Origin of the sequence: Alkaliphilus oremlandii OhILAs (assembly GCF_000018325.1) — a bacterium.
Lineage (GTDB): Bacteria > Bacillota > Clostridia > Peptostreptococcales > Natronincolaceae > Alkaliphilus_B > Alkaliphilus_B oremlandii.
Genome location: NC_009922.1, coordinates 2808998 through 2834963, shown reverse-complemented (window position 1 = coordinate 2834963; position 25966 = coordinate 2808998). Strand labels below are relative to the sequence as shown.

Sequence of the window (25966 nt, the reverse complement as noted above, 5' to 3'; positions counted from 1 at the left end):
AAGGGGGAGTTTGAATGTTTCAACGAACAATTATGATTATATTAGTTGTTGTAATTATATTAGGCGGAGGCTTTTATGCGTATCAACAGCTAATGCCAGAAGTCCAACCAACGGATAATGGCCCTGTATATTCTACCCATGCAGTAGAAAGAGGAACGATAACCGTTGGGGTTAATACGACTGGTGAACTGCAACCTTCGGATGGTGGCGGTATTCGTGTCAGTGAAGGATTACGATCTGCTGGATTTTCAGGAGAGATTATACTAGAGGAACTCCTTGTAAAAGAGGGAGATCATGTATATAAGGACCAAGTTCTCGCTACTTTAAGTGCGAAAGGACTAGGCGATGCAATGAAGGACATCCGAGAAAAAATAAAAACTGAAGAAGATATGCTTATGAGACTTACCAATCTTTCTCGAGATAAAATAAGAAGCATAGATCCTTCACAGGGTGTTACTGTTAGGGCACCGATATCTGGTAGAATACAAGACTTAGATATTGAAGAAGGTAAGAAGATCGAACAAGGACAAACCATCACAAGAATCGTAGATACTTCAAAATATAAAATTAATCTTAGGTTAACTCCTGGAGAATATACTCAAGTGAAGAAAGGCGATAAGGTTAATATTCATTTTAGCAATTTTGACGGTGTCTATGAGGGTCAAATAACTAAAATCAACACAAATCCAGTGCCAGCTGGTACTAGTGAGGATAAAGCACAGGGCTATGTATACCGTGTAACTGTAGAAGGGTTAAACGAAGGACTGATACAGCCTGGTATGAAGGTTCGAGTAGGACTAAAGAATGCACTTGGATATACCAACTTCTTTACAAATAATTCTATTGTAGAAAGCTATGTAACTCAAGATAGAGTTGCAAGCAGTACAGAGGGGATCATAACAGAGGTTCACGTACAGGATATGGACGAAGTTGAAGAAGGAGACCCGATTGTAAGCATGGCTGGATCGGATGTCCAACAAACGATTCAGGATAAATTAGAAAAAATTCGAAGCTTGGAGTCCGATCTTAGAAACTTAGAATCCGTATATCCGATGCTAGAAATTCGCTCCACCATGGATGGGATCGTTGCATATACAGAAAAACAAGCTGGACAGGCGGTAAGCCCTGGAGATTGGCTAGGATATCTATATACCACATCCAATATGGGAATGTTTACAGAAATTGATGATATTGATGTTATTTATGTAACCCAAGGTGCGAAGGTAGAAGTAACCGTAGATGCAGTTCCGGGGGAAGTTTTTGAAGGTACAGTCCGAGATGTTTCTACAAGAGGAAATAGCAGCAGAGATGGAATATCCAAATTTCATGTCTTTATAAATGTAGTCGGTGGGCCACAGCTAAGACCTGGAATGCAGGCAAAGGGATACATTGATGCAGGCAGTGCCGAGGATGTTTTACTCGTTCCGATAGAAGCGATTTTCCAAGAAGATAATAAAAATAAAGTTGAGATATTGAAGGAAAATGGTGAAACAGAAGTTATTACTGTAGAGCTAGGATTAATGAATGATCGATTTGCAGAAGTAAAAGAAGGTTTAAATGAAGGGGACTTAGTTGTAACTGGAAGCAGCAGGGATTTATTACCTAGCCAAGAAAAAGAAAATAGCGGAAATAATACAATACTGCCAATTCAAGTAAATGAAGAAGACCCTGAAGAGTAGAGGTGATATCATGTCTAAACCAAGAAAAAAAGGGATACACAGTTTTTTTGTTCGTTGCTGGTTTACAGCTAAGATGGCATTAAACGGTGTTTTATCCAACGCCTTTCGATCTGCATTAACAATCCTAGGGGTAGCAATTGGTGTTGCTTCCGTTGTAAGCTTAATGGGTATTGGAGAAGGAGCCAGACGGAATGTCATCGAGCAATTTGAGAGCTTAGGTACCAATGTAATTTCCATTAAAGCAAATCTTTCTAACTTTGAATTTAAGCCAGAAAAAGCACAGGAGTTAGTGGAAAGAGTAAGTGGGATAGAGATGGCGACACCAGTAGTGCAGACCTATACCAATATGAAATGGAGAAGAGATCGAAGTGAGGTAGATATTGTAGGCGTAAATCCTAGCTTTCCTGCCATTCGGGATCATAATTTAGCAGCAGGACAATTCTTTACAGACCTACATGTGGAACAAAGATCTTATGTAGCAGTGATCGGTAGCAATGTCTCTAAAAAATTAGTAGGGACTAGAAATCTCATAGGTCAGACCATTAACTTAGATGGACAGAGCTATAGAATCCTAGGAATCTTAGCACCAAAGGGCAAGGATAAGGCGGATAACATAGATGACAAGATTATAATTCCGTACACAACCGCCCAGAGAATTGCTGGAAAACGTACGGTGGAAGAAATATGGGCAAAGGCAAGCTCAGCAGAAGATGCAGAGCTTGCGACGATACAACTGGGTAGAATATTTAAAAAAGAGCTAAACAGCAAGGGGACAGAAAGCCCTGGCAATGAAGAGTCTTCTGAAGAAATGTTTATGTCCCCTGGCGGGATGATGGGGGTTGTTTCTAATAATTCTGGAAACAATAACAAGCCTGCTCAAAAGAGCAGGGAAATAGATGGTATGAGCATTACCAGCTTAAACCAGATGATTGACGAAGCAGACCAAGCAAATAGAGTGATGACTCTACTATTGGGAGGGATAGCAGCGGTTTCCTTACTGGTAGGTGGACTGGGTATTATGAACATCATGCTTGTTGCTGTAACAGAAAGAACCTCTGAGATCGGTGTTAGAAGAGCACTCGGTGCAAAACAACTGGATATGCTGGCTCAGTTTTTACTAGAGGCATTTTATGTAAGTATTATTGGTGTTATTGCTGGAGTAGCAATCGGTGTTTGGGGTATTCAGATCTTTGCAAACTTTGGATTCCCAACAGCCATTAGCTTTGAAGCCATACGTATAGCAGCAATCGTTGCCTTGGGGTCCGGTCTTCTATTCGGAGTGTACCCTGCAATGTCAGCTTCGGCTCTGCCACCTGTGGAGGCTCTAAGAAGAAGATAAGTTGGGACAAATTTGTGAAATATATTCAAGTATAGTATACTAGAATATATAAAAAATAAATTATAGGAGGATGATTTAATGTTGAAGAAAAAGAAGGTACTTGCTTTATTAACGACTACAATGATTGTAGTAGGTAGTTTAGGATTATCTGCATATGGAGCTTCTGTTAGTAAAACTCTGCAGGCGTACTATGGAACCAGTAGAATTATAATTGACGGTAAGGATGTTACCAATACCATCGAACCTTTTATCGTAGACGGAACGACTTACATACCACTTCGTGCTGTTGCAAATGCTTTTAATAAGAAAGTAGAGTGGAATGCATTAACTTCTACTGCTAATATTACAGAAGATCTTACTCAAGTGAATCAATATTATCAAGCTGAAATATTAAAAAGAGATGTTAAAATAATGGAGCTTGAAAGTAAAGTAAAAAGTTTAGAAAAGGAATTAGAAGCTAAAAAAGAGATTACTTTAAGTGATTTACAAAAACAATTAAATAAAGATCATGATAAATATAAAAAGGTGGAATTTGATATTACTTTAAGCGGCAGTAAAAGTAAGATCACTGTAAAAATTGAAACTGATTTACATGATTTTAGTAAAGAGTGGAAAGAGCTAAAAGACTCCCATAAAGTAAGCTATTTACAAGATATTGTAGACGATATATTAGATGCTTATCCAGATGCAAGTGTCACAGGATATATTCGAGATATTGATGCTAAAAAAGATATTTTAGATTTTTCTGTTGACAAAAAAGGCAAGGTTAGTATCGATACGAAGTCTAGTAGCAGTGGTACTCTTGCAGGTTTAGAAGACGATTTAAATGATGATTTCTATGATTACTTTAAGAAAGAAAAAATTGATTTTGATATCGAGTTAAAAGGAACTAAGAATGATATTACTTTCTATGTTGACTTAAAGAACAGTTCTTCATCAAAGGCGTGGGAGAAGTTGACAAGTGGCGATAAAAAAGCTTTTATGAAGGAAATTCATGATGACATAGCGGATGAATATAAAAAGGCAAATATCGAAGGTTTTGTATATTATGGTGACAAAGAATTATACGAGTATTAAGATAAAAAGCCATCTAAAATAATTTAAAAACATAATTAATATTTATAAATATTTAAGGCCCATTAGGAAATTTGAACTAATGGGTCTTAAAATTTTAGAAAAATTAAAATAAACTTAAATTTAATTAATAATATTGATATTATGAAAATAATCTATTATTATAAGAATACTAAGGTATATTTACCAAATATTTGGTATTTAGAATATGAAGCAAGTAGGAGGAGTAAAAGTGAGTAGAAAATTTAAGTTTACAGTTGTACTGATCGTAATTCTTGTAGGTGTAGCAGGGTTAATTTCAGGCTGTACCAGTTCTACAGATCTCAAAGAGGTACAGGTAGAAGAAAAATATATCCCAGTGGAGATAGAAACAGCTGAAATAGCCTCTCTTGGCAATAGAACAAGGTTTATGGGAAAGGTGGCTGCAAACGAAGAGTTGGCAGTTATACCAAAAGCCATGGGCATCGTTACAAGTATCAATGTGGAGTTAGGAGACGTTGTAGAGGAAGGCAGTGTTTTATTTACCATAGAGCAAGGTGATATTTCTAAAAGTGTGGAACAAGCAGCAAATGCAGTAGAGCTTGCAAATAGAAGTGTATCTCAGGCGGAAAATGGGCTAAAAACTGCTTCTGTCAACTATGAACTAAGCAAAGAAAAGATAGAAAATGCGATGTTAAATTTAGAAAGAACTAAAAAGCTTTATGAGGAAGGCGCAATATCTAAAAGTCAGTTAGAGCAAGCAGAGTTAGCAGCCAGTGATAAGAATTTAGATGTTATCAAGGGGCAAGTTACCCAAGCAGAAATATCCTACCAGCAGGCTTTAAATCAGTTAAGGCAAGCAGAGATCTCTTATGAGCAAGCAATGAGTGGTTTAAATAACACCGTGGTTCAGGCTCCAATGAGTGGTACCATAGCATCCTTAAATGTTAAGGAAGGTCAGATAATAGCAAATGGTCAAGTAGCAGCTACGATCGTAGACACAGATAAGGTCTATGTTCAAATGAATGTTGTAGAAAATATGATCAATAAATTACAGGTAGGGCAAGAGGCAGAGGTTCATATTTCATCTGCAGGTGATACAAAGATCACAAGTACCATCAGTTATATTGCGCCAACTGTGGACCCTAGGAATCAACTTTATCCCGTTAAAATTTACATAGATAACCTAGATAATAAAATTAAGCCAGGTATGAGTGGCGAAATAATATTAAATATAGATAAAGTAGATTCTGCTATTGTGATTAAAAGCAATGCGGTTTTAGATAAAGACGGGAAGCAAATCGTTTATGTAGTAGAGGACGATTTGTCTGTTGCAAAGGTGGTAACTGTAGGTTTAGACACAGGGGATTATGTAGAGATCAAAGAAGGAATCAAAGAAGGAGACAAAGTTATTGTAGAAGGACAACACTATGTAGAAGATGGTGGAAAAGTGAAAGTAGTAAGGGGTGAATAGCATTGAATTTATCAAGTTTGGCTGTAAAAAGACCCGTTACAATAACGATGATCGTTTTGGTTGTAGTGCTTTTAGGGGCAATATCCTTAACTAGACTACCCATCGATTTATTTCCAGAAATAGAGGTACCTGTGGCTGTCATATCGACTTCCTATACAGGGGTAGGTCCACAGGAAATAGAAAATCTGATTACAAAGCAGATTGAAGGGGTTATTGCTACTGTAAGAAATATAGATACTGTTAGCTCCATATCCTCCGAAGGAAATTCAATTGTAATTGCACAATTTAATAATGGAACTGATATGGATTTTGCTGCATTGGAGATGAGAGAAAAAGTAGATATGATTAAAGGATTCCTGCCAGATGGAGCCACTACGCCAATGGTATTAAAGATAGATCCAAATTCTATGCCAATCATCCAAATCGCTTTATCTACGAAAGGGGATTTATCTGGACTACAGACCTTGGCTGAAGATACATTTAGCCAAAGGCTGGAAAGAATAGATGGTGTTGCATCTGTTAGTGTTGGTGGAGGCTTTACAAGTGAAGTTGAAATATTGGTTGAACAGAATGAATTAGCCAGCTATGGATTAAGTATCAACCAACTTTCACAACTATTAAGCACCGCAAATATGAACCTGCCCGGTGGTACTGTAAATAAGGGTGAAGGAAAGCTTTCTGTAAGAGTCAGTGGAGAATTTAAAAGTCTTGACGATATAAGGAATACGCCCATTACGCTGGGTACAGGAGATGTTATTACCTTACGTGATATAGGAAAGGTAGACTTAGTGAACAAAGATGTGAGTGCTATTTCTAGAACCAACGGAAAAGATAGCATCAATATTTCTGTACAAAAACAATCCGGTAAAAACACCGTGCAAGTGGCTAAGTTAATTCAGAAGGAGATACAAAAACTGCAGAGAGATTATCCGAATATAGAAATAAATATCGTGTTAGATTCCTCTACGATTATTACGGATTCTATTGATACTGTAGTAAATAATGTTATTGTGGGATCCATACTTGCTATCGTTATCCTATATATTTTCTTGAAAAATATAAGAACAACGCTGATTATTGGATTAGCCATTCCAATCTCCTTAATTGCATCCTTTAGTTTATTATATTTTAATGGGATAACATTAAATATGATGACCTTAGGAGGCTTAGCATTAGCGGTAGGTATGCTTGTAGATAGTGCCATCGTAGTGCTTGAAAACATTTACAGATTTAGATCCGAGGGCCATTCTAAGGAAGATGCGGCAATAAAAGGAGCCGCAGAGGTAGGTATGGCGATTACAGCATCTACATTAACTACAGTGGCTGTATTCTTGCCGATTGTCTTTATAGACGGTATAGTTGGAACAATATTCAAAGATTTTGCTTTAACCGTTACATTGTCTCTGGGTGCTTCTCTAATTGTATCGTTAACACTGATACCGATGCTATCTTCCAAAATTTTAACATTGGACGAAGAAGACCCATCAAAAAAGAAAAAGAAGCTTCAGCCCATATATAATATTTTTGATCAAATGCTGAACAAAGTAGAGAATATCTATAGAAACTTATTAAATAAAAGCCTGAAACGAAGAAAAACCACGGTGGTTGTTTCAATCATTGTATTTTTTGTCAGTATAGCTGGCTTGTTTGGCGTAGGTATGGAGTTTATTCCAGCTGCCGATGAGGGAACGATATCGATCAACGTAAATATGCCTTTAGGTACTCAGATCGATAAAGTAAATAATGTAGCTCGTACTATTGAGGAAAAACTTGCAGAAGTTGAGGAAATCGCTGTAGTATTTACCAATATAGGTGCTGGAGACATTCTAATGGGTGGCAGCTCTGGCACCAATCGAGGGACAATTTCTATCGTTCTAAATAAGCTGGGTGAAAGAAATAGAACCACAAGTCAAGTTGCAGAAGAAATTAGAAGTCTTTTAAAGGATATTCCGGGAGCAGAAATTTCAGTAACTGAAACTTCCAGTATGGGAATGATGACATCAGGAACTCCGATCAGTATCAGCATTAAAGGAAGCGAGTTAGATATGCTGGAAGACATATCCAATGATATTAAGACAATGATAGATTCTGTTGAAGGAACTAGGGAAGTTAAAACAAGCTTAAGTGAAGCGGTACCAGAAGTTGAGGTTTTGGTGAATAAAGAGAAGGCAGCCGCCTATGGACTTACAACAGCACAGGTAGCATCTGCTGTACGAGGGGGAGCATCGGGAACTACTGTGACTAAATACAAACATGGGGGAGAAGAAATCGATGTTGTAGTAAGAGCAGCAGGAGATTTTACCGATAGCTTAACGAATTTTGGACAAATAAGTATTACGACGCCAATGGGCATCAATATACCCCTAAGCCAAGTTGCGGAAATATCTGTACAAAAAGGGCCGGTTCAAATTAGTCGTGAAAATCAAGAAAGAGTAGTAACTGTTACCAGTCAGATTGTAGACAGAGACTTAGGGAGCATTCATACAGATATTGTAAAGAAACTTCAGGAGTATCCGATGCCAGAAGGATACAGCTATAATATTGGTGGAGAAAATGAGGAGATGATGGATGCATTTGCTCAATTGAGTTTAGCCTTAGTTTTAGCTGTAGTATTAATTTACATGGTAATGGCGGCTCAATTTGAATCCTTAATCCATCCATTTATTATTATGTTTACGATACCTCTCGCTTTTTCTGGGGGAGCTTTAGCACTTTTTATAACAAGAAGAGCGCTGGGTGTAACAGCTCTGATCGGTGTCATCATGTTGGCTGGTATTGTAGTAAATAATGGTATTGTTTTAATAGATTACATCAATGTGTTGCGTAAGGAAGGAAAAGAAAGATTCGACGCAATTATTATTGCTGGACCAGTTCGACTAAGACCAATTTTAATGACAACCTTAACAACCATTTTAGGTCTTGTGCCTCTAGCCCTTGGTATTGGAGAGGGAGCAGAACTACAGGCTCCGATGGCTACTGTAGTTATAGGCGGACTATTGTTATCTACCGTGTTGACTTTGGTTTTAGTTCCAGTAATGTACACTATATTTGACGATCTATCCAACTCCTTTAAATCTAAAATAAAAAAAGTAAAGAAAAATTCTGTAGAAGTCTAGAAAACGAACAGTAATTTGAAAGTTTTAAACCTTTAATAAAAAGCTAAAACTTATTTTAAAAATTCTTGTGTTGAGATTAATGGCTGATTCATATTCTGAATCAGCCATTATTTTTATGGATTATGCTATAATAAAAGTACAGGATTTTACATAGAAAGACGAAGGGGACGATATAATGTTAAAAACAAACAAAGAGAGATTGGTCATGCAATCTGTACAAGGAAAGATTCACAGTCCTTTAGCTTCCAATCCTTACCGTGTCAATCGGGATGGGATCGCAGAGGTATTACCTGCTACTGGTGGTATTACATACAATGTGCAAATAGGGGACTCCTGTATGAAGTGGGTAGGAGACCATGTGGAGCCAGGTGTCAGCATTAAAAATGACAATACTGGTGAAAATGGTGCATTAATGCTGTTGTCCTGTATTGGAAACGAAGCGAAGGTTGTTTCTGGAGAAGCAAAAGGTGCAAAGGGATATGTAACCGGTATGCATGGGGGTATTGACCATGTGTTAATCTACTTTAAGGAAGAAGACATGGAGAAAATGGCCATAGGGGATTCCATTTTAGTAAAGGCTCATGGACAAGGCTTAGGATTAGAAGATCACAGTGATGTTAAATGTATGAATATAGACCCTAGCTTATTTGATAAATTAGGAATCAAAGAAAACGAGGAAGGTATGCTAGAGGTACCTGTTGTAACGGAGATTCCTGCCTATTTAATGGGCTCTGGCATCGGTAGTCCAACGGCTTTTTCTGGGGACTACGATATCATGACAGGGGATGAAGAAGCGAATAAGGAATTTGGTATAGACCAGCTTCGCTTTGGTGATTTAGTCTTATTGAGGGATTGTGACAATACCAATGGTCGCCAGTACTTAAAGGGCTCTGTATCCGTCGGTATAGTTGTTCATAGTGATTGTGTAAAAGCGGGTCATGGACCTGGTATTACGGTGATCATGAGCTCGAAGGTTAGCAAGATAAAAGGCATAAAAACAGAAAATGCAAATATTGCTTATTATTTAGGCGTTAAATAATAAATAGAGTCTTGTATTAAAACAGCCATATCCTACTGGTATAAGGATATGGCTGTTTTATATTATGGATTATGTTTATATCTTAACTTGGCTGATTATTTTTTCAAGCTTATCGGATACTTCTTCATTTTTTCTCATGATTTCGTTAATATCAACGATTGTTTCTACTATATTGGTATTTTTTTCAGCAATATTTGTAGTGGCTTTTGTAGATTCTTCTACTGTAATGGATATTTCTCTCATAGCAGTAGAAATTTCATTTACTGTTGCTGCTAGTTCCTCTGAAGTTGCACTTAAGTCTGCAATAATATTATTTAAAGAAGATCCATCCTCCTTGTAGTGATCGATGGCATCTACCATAAGTTCGTAGTCCCTAACAACATCTGTTGCTAAAAACTCCATGATGTGAGATGCTCTATCTATTAATTGATTGACCGCATGAGTTATATTTGCTGTAACCACTTGAATTTCTTCAACCGTAGAATTAGAGTGATTTGCAAGCTTTCCTATTTCACTGGCAACTACTGCAAAACCTCTTCCAGATTCCCCTGCCCTTGCTGCTTCAATGGAAGCATTTAAAGAGAGTAATCCAGTTTGTTCTGATATATCTAAGATGGCATCTGTTAAAGTGCTGATCTTAGAAACTTCTTTAGCGGCTTCAATGGCTTTTTCTATTTCTTCCCTCGCTCTTCGATAAACATTCATAGATTCATCTCTAGATTTAACAAACTGACCACTCAGTGTATCTGCCTTGGTGCTGATGGAGCTAGAAGTCATAGCGCCATCCCCTACCTTTGTAGCAAAGTCCGATATGGCAGAATCTATTTGGGAAGTAGATTCATGAATGGATAGGGCAGAAGCGGTCGTTTCCTCCATACCAGCAGAAAGTTCTTCGGTAGTAGCCGACGTATCCTCTGCTTGAGATACTAAGTACTGAAGCTTGTCCATGGTTTCATGGTAGATACCTCGATTAATGGCTAGAGAATTTTCCATTTCTGACATAAATCGCCCTAGTTTTCCAATAATCAATTGAAAGGAAGTATAAAGCTGTCCGATTTCATCTTTTCTATTGAGTTTATTTTGTTCTATAGGCTTAGATAGATCTAAGTTGCTAATATTTTCTGCGATTTTAACAGATTCAGTGATAGGCTTCGTGATATTGTTTGCAATGTACACAGACAGTAATAATGAAACCAAAATAACAATAACCGTCGTCATTAAAGTGTAGTTAACAACCCTATTGATGACGTTCATAGAAGCTGCAATAGGAACTGCAAGCCCAATCTGCCAATTAGATTCATGGGAACTGGCAAAGTAGAAGGATCTGTCCTCGTTGTCGTAATCCTTCACGATGGTATCTCTGATGGCAAGTTTCTCTGTCATAATGGTTTTAAGCTTTCCGTCAAATAAGTCTTCAAGATTGGTTAAGCTTTCATCGGTAGGGTTAAAGGCTGAATTTCTATGGGTGATAATATTCCCATTGTTCTCTACCAAGAAGGCATAGCTCCCATCTTCGAAGGCAATGTTGGAAATAAAGTCAACGATAAAGTCCACTTTAATATCGGAGGCGATTACACCTTCTCGTCCTTCTGGTGTTTTAAACAATTTAGAGATGGTAATCAACATTTTCCCTGTATCGGCATCCACATAGGGCTCTGAAATATATACAGAATTTGGTACTTGTTTAGCCCCGGTATACCAGTCTCTACTGGTAGGATCGTAATCGCTGCCCGGTGTCCAAATCGCACTATCGATAAAGGTTTTATCAGAAAATGCAATATAATAACCATTACCAGGATTTATTTTATTTTTCTCTACAAAAAAGTGATGAACAAAATCAGTTTCATAGTTACCTGTGTATAAAAGATTGTATAAGACCTCTTCTAAGGAATCTTTTTGAAGCGCCACCCACTTATCAATATCCCGTGCGATAATGGTTGTTTCCAGTTGGTGATTTGCATGAATTTCGGATTCCAGCTCTTTAATTGATAAAAAATAATTAACGGCGGATATTGATACGACGCTGACAATACAGATTAGAGCTGAGAACAATATCAGTTTTCCTTTCAGCTTCATAGAAATACTCCCTTCTCTTGTGTTTTAATATGTACAAAACAATGTGACCATTCAATTATATACTTAAATAGGAGAATTTTCTATATGAAATAGGGTCCATTTTTCTAAGTTATATTTAGCACAGAGACAGGTAAAATAAAGATGAATAGAAAGACCCCGTGCAAAGAGCTTAATATTTCTTTGCATAGGGTCTGTGCCTAAAGAACGTATCATTTTTTTGTAATTAAGATGCGATTTAAAAGCTCTTTAAGGTTTTCAAGCTCTCTAGCAATTGCTTTGATATCTCCTTTTGTTGCAGGAAGGAAATAGGGCATAGCACTTTCTGCTATTTCAAAGTTAAAGTTTTGGGAACTGTTTTGAAGCTTTGAACAAATTTCTCCTTGAACATATCTTTTCTTTAAGGTGGCTATAGAATTTAGGCTTTGGATTGGTTTGCCACCTTTTAAATATAGGATTGGTTCTTTTTTATCTATTCGGTCTATTTCATAATAGTTAATGTAACTAATAGAAGAGTCGCCCTTTACTTTAGGAAATCTGGTTTTTACAGAGATTAATAGGATATCCCTGCTTATGGGCAAAGGTATGTAATTTTTATCATTAAGAAGCTTTTGCTGTTTTTTTCTGAGTTCGTTTAAATCTAAGGAATAATGTTTAGCGATAACTTTGAGGACGGAATGGATGGACTGATACAGTAGGATTTCTCTATTGTTGCTGAAAATTACTTTAGTGCAGTTTCCGCTATCTTTTTCGTAGAGAGTTAATAAGCAGGCAATTCGCTCTTGTTTTTCTAATGCCTCTTTTAATGTTTTCATAGGTTCACCTCGATTTTATTTTTTACCCCTTTCTAAGTAATTTTATTATACCATGTTTTTATAAAAGGGCAAACATATGTTCTGTGGAATTTTAAAAAAATAAAGGTGAAAAGCTTATTTAAAATATGTAAGACCTAGCCGTGCTAGAGCTAGGTCTAAAAGTTGTAGAGATAACTGCTATTAAAAAATAATATTGTATTAATTAATAAAACATATTATCTAATAAAATTATAACATGGGTACATTGCATGATTCAAACGAACATAATGGATATTAAGGTTGTAATTAACTGTATTGATTAATGACTGGAAAATAATCCAAAACTATGTTATATCTTTTAATTTGATCGTTATCGTGTTAAAATAGAACGATATAAATCTTAAAATATCAAGGCTTTAAATTGTGAGATGGTGACGAGATCCTTTTTCTGATAAGCCTACTTAGGAGGAGACATAAACATGAATAACCAAGTTAGAGTACCACAGGAAATACATAGCTATTTATGGACGAGATATTTACCAGAAACTGCTTACAAAACATATATACTCATAGGGTATTTACAGCAAGAGAATAAAACAGGAAAAGTAGCAATGGATTTTCTTTTAAATGCGAATATTAAAGAGGAAAATACAATACCACAAATTCTACAAGAAAAAAAGGATGTATTGAAGAAACTTGGCTACGAGTATCCTAAAAATATAAAAGAAGATTTGGACCTGCTTTTAAGCTTTCAATTAATAATGGAGGTAGCGGATTCAAAGGGTGATACTTACTATATTCAGAGCATTCCTGTACCGAAGCTGGAGGAAGTATTGAAGTTAGATGATGAAGAAATCAAAAATCTGAAAAATATTCGGTTTGAAATAGATAATCAAAAGGGTATGGATATGATTTTAACGATGCTTTTAAATGGCAATGGAAATCTAGGGGTGACTTTAGATTACATTTATAAAACTACGAAAGTAAAATTAACTGAGATTCGTGCAGTACTGAGCTATTTAGTAGATGAAGGCTCGATCTCTATCAGAGCCAATAAAGCAATCGACAAACTAAAAAAAGAAGACAAACTTTTGATTCAAATTAACGAAGCTGTATTCCATCAAAAAAGAGTTGTGTTATAGAAAATAAAATATTAAAAATCCTATTACAACCTAGAGGATTTCAATGTGTTTGCGAAAAAATACATTGAAAATAATCTCTAGGTTTTTTCTAATTAGTCCGTTGGACATTGTAGGATATTGTAAAATATCGTGGTATAATGGTTATGAGAAATATAGGGGTAGCTTTAGGGGAATCGTATAGAAGAGTAGATACAACAAATCTTAGAGTTGGGGGATCTTTATGAGAAAGAATACATTGAAAGAAAAGCTTTGTTTGATTGTGTTTTTATTGATGTTTTTAAATATTTTAGGAATACAGCAGGTATATGCCGCAGGTACTGGAGAACAAATGATGCAGGAATTATATAAAAGTAATGAGTACAGACTTCTTTCCAAGCTATCTAATGTTTCTATAGACAAGTTTTTTACTGTAAGGTTTTCTCAGGATATTAACTATAAAACTGTAGATAACAACAGCATCGTTCTCATTGAAAAGGAAAGCGGCAATAAAATGAATTTAACTTTTGAGCAAATAGATGATAAAAGTGTGAAGGCTACGCCACAACAGCTTCTAGTGAAGGGTAAGGATTACTATTTAGTAGTACATAAATCTATAAAAACAAAAGATAATCTAATAGAATTGTTTAAGGGTACAATTACAGAGGTATCGGTTAACGATGCTTACTCAAGCTTTATGGTTGAATCTGCTAGTCTTATTTATCCAGATAAGGTGGAAATAAAGTTTAATGAAGTTGTTAACTATACGAAAGGTAGTACAAAACAATACTATAAAATTAATGGCATTTACCCAACCAAAGTTGAAGTTTTAAAGGATGGAAAAACGGCTGTATTAACTTTGGATGCTTCCAATGATCATACGGGTCAGGAACTTAAGGTTTTTATTTCTAATAATATTACAAACAGCTTTGGTAAGTATTTGGTGAATGACTATGAGATTAAATTAAATGGATACAGCAGTGGTGGAAGTAATGGTGGAAATACAGGGGGGTCAACTGTGCCTGGTCCAATTGACCCAAATAAAATATATTTTAATATACTGCCAGAAAAGCTACATGCTAGTACCAGTGATGATGTACAAAGATTTGAAATTCTAATACAGGCAATCGGTGGAACTTTTAAAGAGGATCTAAGTGGAACAAATTACGATAAGGCTTTTCGTGTTGTTAGTATACCGACAGGTTTCGGTATCGGTACAAGACCCGATGGTAGTCCAGATATAACAGCTGTAAAAAGAATAAGCCCAAGTATGTTAAAAATAAGGATAGATGGTAGATTTCCTATTCTGAAAAACGAAAATATCATATTGGAATTTAGCCAAGATGCTCTCAATGAGAACAATAAAGGCGGAGAAAATATTATAGAGGGAAATGAAATTTTAAAAATAGAGATCGTAACGAATTGATTTTTAAGGGAGATACTGGTAAAAAGTTAGAAAACTGCTTTTGGTAAAGTTTACATTATTATAAGAATGTTGAAAAATCAACAAATCAAATGAAAAAGGAGATAGTAAAATATCTCCTTTTTCTAAAGATATATGGAGAATCTGCCGATATAATAATATATTATGCAGAAATTTGTCTAATCAAAGGGGGATAAAACATTGCTTAAAAATATTAATTTAATAAAACGGATTGTCGCAGGTGTAATACTTTTCGTAATGATATTCGGTGCACTTATGGCATTACCTATATTCAGCTGGGGACAAACTATTAGCTATGTAGAGGTACCTTTAAAAGTCTTAACAGATAAAGGGAACATATCAAATGGAGATAAAAATATAAATTATAACTTGTCCTATTTAAACTTAACTTTTGACACAGGATTCCGCTTGGTTAGTCCAAATAAGGTTCATGATATTAAAATTATTCAAAATGGAAAGCCTTCGGAAATAAATAATCTTGAAAATTATAAATTTGAGATGGATAGTGTAAGTGGTACTATAGCCCTTACCTTAAAGGATGGCCCTCCTAAAGAAACTCCTATGGAGCCATTTAGATTGAAATCACATACGCTATACAATATTTACATACCAGCAGGTACCTTGGTAAATAACGAAGGAAAGCAGAATAAGGATATTTACCATACTTTTGTTACGAGAGGAGAGTTTGGTCGGTATACGAAAGATATTTTAGTAGATACTGCTCCAGACCATGAAGCGGCGTGGATTGACTACCAAAATGGAAAAATAGAGTTTGAATTTGTAGATGATATAAAGCTCGTCTATGATTTTCAAAATAATATAGAAAAATACCTAAAAGTGTTTTCTGAACCTATGGATTCGAAAATTCCCTCCTATAACATGCCGCCATCTTATCAATATGAGGAAAGTATAGATAACTTTAAGGTTTATTCTTCTGGACGTAAGCTCGTATTAGAGCATAAAAACGGAGCTCTAAAGGACTTCGCTAAATATACAGTTCGATTAGAAGACAAAAGTCTATTTTTAAAAAATAGTGAATTTATCAGTAGTCCACAATCTAAAATATTGAATATTGCTGAGGGCAATAAAGGCTATGAGGAAATCATTTTTTATACAGATCATATGCTAAAAAGAACGTATCCTCAGAACAATCAGGAGAATGTTGAGGTAGAGCCTACCATAGAGTTTGAATTTAAGTATCCTGTGGAGGTTCAAGATAGAAATAAAGTAACTATATCATCTGATGGAAGAGAATTTGCTTTAGACCAAAAGGATATCTTTTTAACCACAAAGCCAGGGACTAACGATACAGTAATACAACTTCATATTAATGATCATGAAGTAGACAAACTATTTCCTTTAAGAAGACATACCGTCTATAAAATATCCATAGGAGATGGTGCAGTACAGTTCAGAGATTATTGGAATAACATAGATAAAAAAGCGATTTCTAATAGAGAAATCAATCTATATTTTATCACTAGGGGGGAAGGAGAATTCCCAGTACCAATAGCCTATTCTTCAAATATTAATAAAACCGATGATATTCGGTATTTAGACCACGATAATAAGGAGATAAAACTTTCAGAAGATAAAGTGACAAATTTATCTCTAGATGGAAGTATTTACATACATTTTGATCGACTAATAAGAGAGGACAAGCAAAGTGGGATACTCTCCTTAGAAGGTGCAACAAAGTTGTATAAATTACCAAAAGCTTCCATAACGGAGTACGATGATACGGGTAATATATATGATAAAGAGGTAATATATGAGCTTCATGATTTCGAAGAAAAAGGGAAGAAAGTATTTCCATATGACAGGAGAGCAAACATATCCAATATTATAGCGAATATTAAATTGAACAACAATTCATTCGATATTGATAAGTTTAAAATATTGGAAGGAATAAGCTCTTTAGATCATAAAACAGAGCCTCTGTTTATGGAAGAGATTCCTGTAGGGAAAGTAGAAATAGTGAGTGGCAATATATTAAAGGTAACACCGAAATATAAGCTGGAAGCATCCAACAAATATGGACTATGGATCGATAAAAGAGTTATTGAAGATGCAAATCGGTTTAATATGGAAGATAATTTAAAGCTAAATTTTTGGACCAAGGCAGATGATAAAACCATAACCGCAAGCTGGTTAAAGCCTACCGAAATGAGAGCTGAGAGCATTTATGAAAATGAACAAGCGCCTTATAAAACATACACCCTTTTTGGAGCACCTCAATACAGCCCTGTAGAGCCAATTGTTTTAGACTTAGATAGAGAAGTGATACCGAGAGCGCAGGATGAGATATTAGAGGAGACGCCCAACGATGCAAGAAATACTAGAAGGATAAGTTACGATGCATTACAAGAAATCGATTTAATTGATGCTTATCCAACGGATGTAACCATAGAAGAGGCAAAGAAAATAAAGAAAGAGGGGCTTCGAGCAGAAAAGAAAGCAATAGCAAGGCTGGAAGCCCTGGAAGAGAAAAGACAAGAAGCAATAGAAAAAGGAGAAGTTTTCAAAGTAGAAGATTTCGATGAAGAAGCATTTGAAAAAGAGTTTGAGAAGAAATTTGAACGGGATTTTGAAGTTTTATGGCAAAGTGAATTGCTAGAAAAGACAATGGCAGAATTGAAAATCGATGTGGAAATTAATAAGTTCAAGTTCTTCTATTACTTTGAAAATGGAATGAAGAAAACAAAACTGTACCTATATCCAAATAAAGCTCTAGAAAAAGGAAAGTACTATAGGTTAGTAGTTCCTAGAGGTACCTTAGAAACCAGATCTGCTAAAGAAACAGACAAATTGGAAGTAAACTTTGTTGTAGAAGGTAAGAGCGATGAGGGTAAGGGTGTGTATTCTGCTGTTGATAACCAACCGAAGGTGACAGACATCTGGTCTAAAGGAGAATGGATGTTTAAGCTGTATGGACATAACTTCCATGAAGAAATTGAGAAGATGGAACTTGTACCGATGGAAGGTAGAGTGGCAGAAAGTAGTAATACGGCACCTATAGTTATTGAAAAAAACGATATAGAGTTTAGAAATGTAACAGAGCTTTGGGTAAAGCTGAGGGGAGAGAATGCTAGAAAGCTTTCAACAGAGCTTTATACAGGCAGCTATAAAATCGTTCTTTACTTCAACAACCCAGATGGCAGCATAACTACATTAGACAAGATAGAACCAAGATTTACGGTAATATCTAAGAACAGACCATCGGTTTTAAAGAAAGAACCAGAAGGAAATGCAGATACTTGGTATAATGAGCATAAACTAGACATTGCTATTAATCCTAAAACTGTCCATGGTGTAAAAAGATATTTTTTAAAGGTGACCTTCGAAGACATCGATGGTAAGTTAGAGTTTAATGCCACATCTGGGCTCACGAATCTATTGAATAGTGAGATATTAGGCTCTGGTTCTACTACTAATTATTTAGATACAGAGTTCCTTGCAGCAGTGTCGGCAAATTCTTCTATGATAAATGATTACATATTTAATAAGGATAGGGTAAAGAGAGAAGCTTACTTGTATATTCCTATAAAACTTCTGAATCCTCAAGCTACGTACGAAGTTACTGTACCAGCAGGAGTTGTTACCAACGACTCTACTGAAATGGATAATCTGGTGATTCGGTGGAATTTTACAACAAAGGCGATTCCATCCGTAGGAGAGAAACATATTGTGGTACAAAGTATTGTAGAAGACTATGATCCAGGGGAGCCTCTAATTATATATGGTGATTTCTTTTATCATCCTACAGTCACTGTATATTTTAACGATGTAAAAGCCTATGACGTTGAACTTATTACATCTGCAGACGGATCAAAGTACTTAGAAGTATATCTTCCACGAGGCCGAAACAAACTGAAAGCTGGTCTATACAACATAACGGTGCAGAATAGTGAAGATCACAAACGAGAAACCTACGGTACATTAAGCATTGTTCCTGGTGGAGAACACGTTCCAGAAGATGGAATCAGGGTCAAAGACAGTGATCGTAGCAAGGAAGTAGTAGAATTGGTGTTTAAGGGTGAAAATATTGTCTATTTGAATCGATACAGTAGCAATAGTGACATAAAATTATCTTTAGATGAGTTAATGAGTACGGATGTATTGCTTAGAAAAATTCATTTTTCTAAGGATGGGTCAATTGAATCTTTAAAAACTTATTCTAAATGGGCAAATATTAATATGGATTACATCAATATTAATAGTGGTAGAAGCGAAGAAAGTTATGTATATTTAGGAAGAATAGAGCCTTTTTTACAGCAGAGCTTAAAGAATAGCTTGTATAACTACAATATTAAGTCAGAGTTAATACAAGTAACAAGTAATAATATAAGCTTTGAAAAACTGTATATTGAGCTTCCTTACGAAAAAGGCATAGAAAATAATTTTAAAGTTTTAAGATATGATGAAACATTAAGAAGCTGGACGGAGGAACGTAGCTACTACATTAATAATGTAGATCAAAGGGCTATAATTACCAGTTCTAAGAACGGAATATTTGTTGTTGTTGAGTCTAAGTAATAGATAAAGTGAGGTGGATGGTGTGGGGCAGAAGAGAAGGTATAAAGGTTTGGTTTTTAAGAGGGTTTTTAGTATGGTACTAGCTCTGCTTATGATTTTAGGAGCTACACCCATAGAGAGTTTTGTGAGCTTTGCTAATACCGATCTTGTAATAGGGGAAATTAAAGTTACAAAGCTTTTTAGAGATATTTATGGTGCAGATAGTTATTCTGTGGTAATTACCGGTAAAAACTTGCGCGTAAATGGGGTAGACCAGCTTGTTGTAAGTATTCCAGATAATACTGGTATACCAAGAAAAGTGAATCCAAATAGTGATTCTACTGCATTTACTTTTGTGTATGAATTAAGCACATCACAAATAGGGGATACGTTATATATTAATGGAGAACCTGTAGATATTTCAGATAGTGGTATGCCAAGCATAACGAATAAAGTTCCTACAACCGGTATTGTAGATAGTACTGGAACTGGAGAGATTAAATTAACAGGTAGTGGTTTTGATAAATTAAAGACTCCGACCCCTCCAGCTCCTGCGGAGGTGAACGCATATTTAGTACAAGGAACTACAGAGCTAAATATACCACATGGTGGCAGCGATACAGAAATAACCTCCACGGCTTTAAAGGGAAAAACTGGTGTCTGGAGTGCATTATTTAGAAAAGTTGATACTCTTAAGTTAAATTCTCAAGTTGATGTATCCTTCAAAATAGAACATAGGTACGTTGACCTGTTTACAGTACTAAACAAATTAGATGTGTCAGAAACTATAGAGCTGATTCCTACCCAAGGAGGGGCAGGCAGCCAAGCTTCTTTAAAAGCAGATAGCTTAAAGCCAGAAAATGAAATGAGTGTATTCTTTCTGAAGTCTCTAGACGAAGAATATACTGCTGCCAATATGGCTACAGAAGAAAACTATAGAAGAGATCCAGATGAAAAGAAAGACATATTCAGCTTTACTGTGCCAAGAGGATTAAAAGAAGGCCCTTACTACGTTGTATTAACGAACAATGTGAATCCAAGTGGCAATATAAAGGGTCAGATAAAAAGCTATAAGATATTGGATAAAAAATTTACTGTTGTTAATAACAGAAGCAGTGTTGTTGTAGATAGTATTGATCCTTCAAAAGGATCTTCTAAAGGTATTGATGCAGTAGTGAAAGGAATTAATATCGGTAGAATAAGTGGAGATATTTATTCTGGTGGCTTAAGGAATCCGGTAGATCCTGATATTATAACGAACCCGAATAAGATGAAAGTAACTTATACCGGTGGTAGATATAGTCTGATCGGAGAAAATGGTGTTGAAGTAGATACCCTTACAAGGGAAATTCAAATTTTTGTAGGGGGCCCTGTTCGTTTTAGAGAAGGATCAGATTTTGAAAAAGACACATATGACTATATGAATGTAAGAGTTCCCGAGAATACAGATCCTCAAAATTTAACGAAGGATGTAATTGTTCGTATTGAAACAAAAATAGCTTATACAGAGGATGGAATAAAAAAGACTGCCACAGTAGTAGAGGAAGCTACTTTAGTAGGTGGATTCACCTATGAGGCTTTAGATCATGTTCCTAAAATAACAAGTATTGTTCCAGACAGAATACCAGTAAATGATAGCAACGAGATTATGCCAGGGCTTAAGATATCTATTATAGGAGAAAACTTCCTGTTATACAGATATGAAACCAGTGATGGAAAGATTCACTACAGGTATCCAAAGATCACTTTAGGAGGACATACTTTAGATAAGAACTCAAGTCCTGATATTGAATTAAAAATACTAGATAAAAATGGACGTGAAATAGACGGAAGAGAGAATAATGATCTAGGCTCCAAAATGATCATTACGATTCCAAGTGGAAAAATAATAAATGAAAGCATCTTGAATAATACAGTTGATTTAAAGGTTACGAACCCTTTGAGGGTTCCGGGATCCACTGATGAAGGATCATCTGCAACGGGTAAAATCGTTTTTATAAAGCCAACAGAGGATAAAAAGCCAATTATTATAGATGTAGTGCCTTCTACAGTAACTGTGGCTGGAGAAAAAGGTGTAACTATAAAAGGACAGAATTTTGGGGAAAAGGTATCTGTTTATATTGATGGAGGAAAGGTGTCCAATGTGAAAAGAAATGGTACCGGAACAGAAATAGTTTTCGATGCGCCTCCTAAACCAGAAGGATATGTACAAATAATTGTTCAAAATGAAGATGGGGCCATAGCCATATATGACAACTTCTTATATGTACAGACATACACAGATCCTAAAATCATTGATTTTACTCCTAAAAAAGGTACTGCTGGTACCTTAGTAACCATCAAAGGAGAGAATCTATTGCCTCCAAATCCATTAGTTAAAGACTTAAGTGGAATTGGGATTTTGAAACTAATAGGTACTAGAGTTTTTCTAGGCGATAAAGATATGAATGAGTATCATATGCCAGATGGTAAAAATATTAAACTACAAGATTATGAGATGCCTGATAAGAATTCTATTGTTAGGATCGAAGAAGGTGCTTTAAAATTATCTGATTATCACCACAGTGTCATCTTACAAGATGATTTGAGTAAAGCATACTATAGAATATATTTCGATACAAAACTAGGAAAAATTTTATTAACCGATGGAGATAAAAACGCTTATGAGCTATTGATAAAAGGCGGAAGTATTTATGGTAAAAAAGCAGGAGAAATAGAAAAAGAGTTCACTATAGGTGCGGATAGAAAACATTTGACAATTGACGGCAAAACATTGAATATAATGACACCATATACAATAAGCGAAGTAGCGGGTGTGCCTACTATTACCGGAAACAGAGTAAGAGTGATAAATAACAATGAATTAATATTTAAAGTAGATAAAATGGAGAGAGAAGGCTACTATGATGTAACGATTGTGAATCCAGATACAAAAAAGGATTCAAAAAAAGGGAATAACGGGTTCTACTATTCTTTCCAACCAGAATTCAATCCAGTAATTAATGAAATAACTCCAAATGAAGGTTCAACATCTGGGCAGTATTATATAAACATCATTGGGGATAAATTTGTAGATAACGGTGATGGAACTAAGACGCTGGTAAGTATAGGAACTGTAGTTGTCGACCCTAAAGATGTGGAAGTTTCGCCAGACGGGAAGAGCATAAGAGTTAAAGTTCCAAAGTATCCAGGTGATTTATCAAAGGAAACGGACATGGATAGGAAAACAGTTGCCGTAGTAGTTGTAAACCCAGATGGAGGAAGTGCAAGCAAAGAAGATGGTTTTACGTATATTATTCCGATCAGTGATCCAAAGATAACTGGACTGATATTAAATAAGGGTTCGGCAGCAGGCGGAGAAAGTGTAATAATAGAGGGTTCTGGATTTAGATTTTATGAACCATATACAGATCTAAATAGTAATGTAGAGTGGGACTTAGGCGAACCTTTTAAGAACCTCAATGGTAACAAAGATACGGGCGGAAGTCCGATATGGGATGATTTAAGATATTGGTTAAGCCCGGAATTAAAAGCTAAATATGATGATTTAGCTAAGAATTATAATAAGAATATAAAACCGATCCTTCCTAAGGTTTATTTTGGAGGGGTAGAAGTAGAAATTAAAGGATTTACCGCTACTACAATAGAGGTAGAAACGCCGAAAGGAATAAAAGGCAATGTGGAAGTATATTTAGTAAACAACGACTACGGAACCTCCAATAAAGTTCAATTTACCTACGAAGCATCAAGTCCTAAAATAACGAAAATATCGCCAAGTGTAGGTAAAAAACAGGGTAATGATAAAGTAGAAATAACAGGTGAAGGTTTTTATGAAAGTAAAATTAAGGTAATCAAGTCTATCGATGAAATTATAGAAAAAACTTTGCCATTAATACAGTTTGGGGACACTAAAGATACGAATATATCGAACAGAGATATCCGTATTGATGCACCTTTAAACTCTGGTAGAATAAGGGACAGATTGGCTACAGTAACTGTAGGTAATCTAACCGTAAAGTATGACGCTACATCGGATATTAGAAAATTGAGCTTTATTTTGGAAACTGGCACAGGAGATAGCAAAACTACATATGAACTAAAAGATGTTGAATATGATGATGGTGTTGTTTTTCTGCCGATTAATCTTCTTAGAGATAGTGATGGGAAACCATACAATGGTTATGAATATGTAAGGATTATGCTAGAAAAGATACCAGGTGCTAACGTCACAACGAGACTTCGTGTAGATAGAGGGTTTTCTCCTGATGCTACATTAATAAGTTCAAGGCAAATATCGTTAAAGACGCCAAGCTATTACACTGTGGGTAAGGTGCCTGTAGTAATTCTAAATCCAGATGGTGGGGAAGCTACTGGAAGTTTTGAATATAAGAATCCAGATAGTAAACCGGCCATAGACAATATACTTAAGGATGGGCAAGAAGGTATATTAGATAGTGGTAGGAAAATTATAAAAGTAAACATTAAAGGTGGAAACATAATCAGCATATTAGGAAAAGACTTTAGAAAACCCGTAACCATAAGTATTGGAAATGCTTTAGAAATCAAAGATGGGATAGAGTATGATCCTAGCAATGAGGCAATTTCTAAGAAAGTGACCTTTAAAATGCCAACAGTGTCTGAAGAATATGTAAATACGATCCACCGGTTAGTTCTAGCCAATGAGGATGGGGGGATTGCTAGTTCGGATGATTCTGCTCCTCCTATATATATTCAGTTTATAAAAGGAGAAACAGATGGTTTATCAATTACAAAGGTTACACCGAACTTTGGTCCTTCTACTGGTGGAACTGTAGTTACAATAGAGGGTCAAGACTTTAGAAAAACCATGGATGGCTATCCGAATGAAAAGCTTAAAGTGTATTTTGGAGATGGGAATAGTCAAGTTAGAGTTAGGGATGAGGATATAATCTCTATCCAAATAAATCGAATTCAGCTTAGAACGCCAGCGCATGCTCCTGGTTCTGTAACTGTTAAAGTAGAAAACCCTGATGGCAGTATTGCAGAACTAAAAAATGGGTTTACCTACGTAAGTAACCCTAAAATAACAGCAGTAGTAGACCCGGCAGACCCTACAGAAAGGGCGCCTATTTCTGTAATATCTATCTTAGGCGGACAGGAAATTAAGATTAAAGGTGCAGGTTTTATGGAAGGTGCCAAGGTATATTTTAATCCAAAGCTGACGCCTGTAAACGGTACTTTAGAGGGAAATAAAGATCTGATATACATCGAGGGTAAGCCCTATATATTAGAAGAGGGCACGGAGGGAACAGATTATAAATGGATAGATGGTGAAACTGTCACCATAAAAACACCTCCTGGAAAAGTGGATAGTTTCGGTGTCATCGTAGTGAATCCAGATGGGGGAGCAAGCTCTATATATACCAACTTAACCTATGGACTACCAGAGCTCACAGCACCTACAGGGGTTGTAGCTGAGCTTGTATATGATCGATTTATTAGAATACACTGGAATGAAGTACCAGGTGCTAGTCAATATGAAATTTTTGTTGTAATAGACGATCGGACTACGGAGCTAATCGGATCAACAGAGCTGACTTCCTTTGTGTATAATGACCTAGAGTCTAGAACGAGATATCGTTTTATAGTAAAAGCTGTGGGAGATTTTGGATCATCCAAACCTTCTATGGAAAGTAATACGGTTAGAACGGGTTCCGTTGTAGGGCCTCCTGATGAAGATGGCGGTTTATCTGAAAACACCACCATGACGAAGACTGGAAATACAGCAAATGTAACAATTGGCACGGACAGTGGTAGGGGAGATATCGTAATAGATCTAACAAAAGGAACACTGGCAGGCAGCAAGGATCTTATTATTAGTATGCCAGCCGCTGTAATTGTAAAGGATGGCAGTAGGAATATTCAAGTAATCGGTACCGATTTCTCTTTAATGCTACAGCCTTCAGCTTTTAATATCGCAACGGTTAGGGAAAACAGTAACAAATCTGATGCAGGTGTAAGACTGATCGTTAAGGCGGATACAGGAAATACGCAGGCGCCAGCTGGAAATCAGTTATCTACTGTATACAAATTAGAAGCCTCTACTTATGTTGGAAACTCTCATGCAAATGTAGATTATTTAGCAAGATCTATTAATATTTTATTAAACTATGATGTACAAAAATCGAACTTACGAAAGCTAAATAAGGCAGATTTAACCTATTTTGATGCTGCTTCTAATTCTTGGACAGCAGTTGGAAACTCTACAGGTATGGTAGAAGGTTTAGTATCAGGAGAAATTAGTCGTTTAGGCAGATATACTGTTATTGGCAGTAGGAGGTAG

At 35.9% G+C, this 25966-nt stretch carries 12 protein-coding genes; 10 read left to right on the top strand and 2 right to left on the bottom strand.

The window, feature by feature from the left end; genetic code table 11:
* Positions 1–14 precede the first annotated feature (14 nt).
* The 6 genes from CLOS_RS13795 (at position 15) to CLOS_RS13770 (ending at position 9700) form a co-directional block, all read left to right on the top strand.
* Entirely contained in the window at positions 15–1679 is a 1665-nt protein-coding gene (locus CLOS_RS13795; RefSeq protein WP_012160453.1) for an efflux RND transporter periplasmic adaptor subunit, read from the top strand.
* Between the two features lie 10 nt (positions 1680–1689).
* Positions 1690–3018, top strand: coding sequence for an ABC transporter permease (locus CLOS_RS13790; protein ID WP_012160452.1), 1329 nt, complete (start codon positions 1690–1692; stop codon positions 3016–3018).
* A gap of 78 nt (positions 3019–3096) precedes the next feature.
* The gene (locus CLOS_RS13785) at positions 3097–4095 is read left to right on the top strand and encodes a copper amine oxidase N-terminal domain-containing protein (protein ID WP_012160451.1); all 999 of its coding nucleotides are present in this window, start codon (positions 3097–3099) and stop codon (positions 4093–4095) included.
* A gap of 229 nt (positions 4096–4324) precedes the next feature.
* Positions 4325–5545: an efflux RND transporter periplasmic adaptor subunit gene (locus CLOS_RS13780; RefSeq protein ID WP_012160450.1), complete on the top strand. Its 1221-nt coding sequence runs from the start codon at positions 4325–4327 to the stop codon at positions 5543–5545.
* 2 nt (positions 5546–5547) lie between these two features.
* Positions 5548–8661 (top strand): efflux RND transporter permease subunit, encoded by a 3114-nt coding sequence (locus CLOS_RS13775; protein ID WP_012160449.1) that lies wholly within the window; start codon positions 5548–5550, stop codon positions 8659–8661.
* A gap of 175 nt (positions 8662–8836) precedes the next feature.
* Positions 8837–9700, top strand: a complete 864-nt coding sequence (locus CLOS_RS13770) for a DUF4438 domain-containing protein (RefSeq protein ID WP_012160448.1) — start codon at positions 8837–8839, stop codon at positions 9698–9700.
* A gap of 75 nt (positions 9701–9775) precedes the next feature.
* Here CLOS_RS13770 and CLOS_RS13765 read toward each other — a convergent pair whose 3' ends face one another.
* A complete protein-coding gene (locus CLOS_RS13765; RefSeq protein WP_012160447.1) occupies positions 9776–11776 on the bottom strand; it encodes a methyl-accepting chemotaxis protein in 2001 nt (666 codons plus the stop codon).
* Positions 11777–11985: 209 nt separating this feature from the next.
* A complete protein-coding gene (locus CLOS_RS13760; RefSeq protein ID WP_012160446.1) occupies positions 11986–12588 on the bottom strand; it encodes a hypothetical protein in 603 nt (200 codons plus the stop codon).
* Positions 12589–13046: 458 nt separating this feature from the next.
* On the opposite strand from CLOS_RS13760, the gene CLOS_RS13755 reads away from it, so the two are divergent.
* From CLOS_RS13755 to CLOS_RS13740, 4 genes are all read left to right on the top strand, one after another.
* Positions 13047–13709, top strand: a complete 663-nt coding sequence (locus CLOS_RS13755; RefSeq protein WP_012160445.1) for a DUF6042 family protein — start codon at positions 13047–13049, stop codon at positions 13707–13709.
* 220 nt (positions 13710–13929) lie between these two features.
* Positions 13930–15111 (top strand): Ig-like domain-containing protein, encoded by a 1182-nt coding sequence (locus tag CLOS_RS13750; protein WP_012160444.1) that lies wholly within the window; start codon positions 13930–13932, stop codon positions 15109–15111.
* Between the two features lie 198 nt (positions 15112–15309).
* Positions 15310–19665 carry a hypothetical protein gene (locus CLOS_RS13745; RefSeq protein ID WP_012160443.1) on the top strand — a complete coding sequence of 1452 codons (4356 nt, stop codon included), beginning with the start codon at positions 15310–15312 and terminating at the stop codon, positions 19663–19665.
* Between the two features lie 73 nt (positions 19666–19738).
* Positions 19739–25966 (top strand): IPT/TIG domain-containing protein, encoded by a 6228-nt coding sequence (locus CLOS_RS13740; protein WP_012160442.1) that lies wholly within the window; start codon positions 19739–19741, stop codon positions 25964–25966.

Bases quoted from the DNA above. Each gene is read 5' to 3' on its own strand.
- CLOS_RS13765 (WP_012160447.1), bottom strand. From the start codon at position 11,776: ATGAAGCTGAAAGGAAAACTGATATTGTTCTCAGCTCTAATCTGTATT.
- CLOS_RS13755 (WP_012160445.1), top strand. From the start codon at position 13,047: ATGAATAACCAAGTTAGAGTACCACAGGAAATACATAGCTATTTATGG.
- CLOS_RS13760 (WP_012160446.1), bottom strand. From the start codon at position 12,588: ATGAAAACATTAAAAGAGGCATTAGAAAAACAAGAGCGAATTGCCTGC.
- CLOS_RS13750 (WP_012160444.1), top strand. From the start codon at position 13,930: ATGAGAAAGAATACATTGAAAGAAAAGCTTTGTTTGATTGTGTTTTTA.
- CLOS_RS13740 (WP_012160442.1), top strand. From the start codon at position 19,739: ATGGTACTAGCTCTGCTTATGATTTTAGGAGCTACACCCATAGAGAGT.
- CLOS_RS13795 (WP_012160453.1), top strand. From the start codon at position 15: ATGTTTCAACGAACAATTATGATTATATTAGTTGTTGTAATTATATTA.
- CLOS_RS13770 (WP_012160448.1), top strand. From the start codon at position 8,837: ATGTTAAAAACAAACAAAGAGAGATTGGTCATGCAATCTGTACAAGGA.
- CLOS_RS13785 (WP_012160451.1), top strand. From the start codon at position 3,097: ATGTTGAAGAAAAAGAAGGTACTTGCTTTATTAACGACTACAATGATT.
- CLOS_RS13790 (WP_012160452.1), top strand. From the start codon at position 1,690: ATGTCTAAACCAAGAAAAAAAGGGATACACAGTTTTTTTGTTCGTTGC.